The organism is Methylomonas sp. LWB, assembly GCF_001856095.1.
GTDB classification, from domain to species: domain Bacteria; phylum Pseudomonadota; class Gammaproteobacteria; order Methylococcales; family Methylomonadaceae; genus Methylomonas; species Methylomonas koyamae_A.
The window spans coordinates 1-366 of the sequence record NZ_MKMC01000096.1 but is presented as its reverse complement, the minus strand read 5'-3'; the positions used below and the strand labels follow the sequence as shown (position 1 = coordinate 366).

Annotated in this window: 1 protein-coding gene; it reads left to right on the top strand. The window is 70.2% G+C overall.

The genetic code is table 11. The annotated features are described in order from the left end of the window. Window positions 1-217: 217 nt before the first annotated feature. On the top strand, window positions 218-366 hold a 149-nt coding region (locus BJL95_RS26135), incomplete at its 3' end, for a toxin-antitoxin system HicB family antitoxin (RefSeq protein ID WP_368086620.1).

Below are 366 nucleotides of genomic sequence, written 5' to 3'. Positions count from 1 at the left end.
GGCAAGAGCGGCCGGGCCCGGTCGCGGCACCGCTGTTGATCGATCTCGAGCATGTCCTCGCGCGTGCCCGTCTGCTGTGGGGAGATGCGGCCGCCGCATCTGGCTCGAGAGCGCGAACGCGTACCTCGATGGGGCGCGTCTGCTCGATGTGTTGCAGCTGTAGAACCCGGCTCCGCTGTTCGAGTTCCCGCTGCTGCCCGGGGGCGAACGGCCGCCCGTGCCGATCGCGGACCGCTCCTACAGCGGCACCTTCACGGTTCGCACCTCGCCCAGGGTGCATCGCCTGGCGTCGAGGCCGAGGAGCAGGGCGTCTCGGCGCGCGCTCGGGGTGTTCGAATTGCCCGATGATCTGCGGGTGCTCGACCT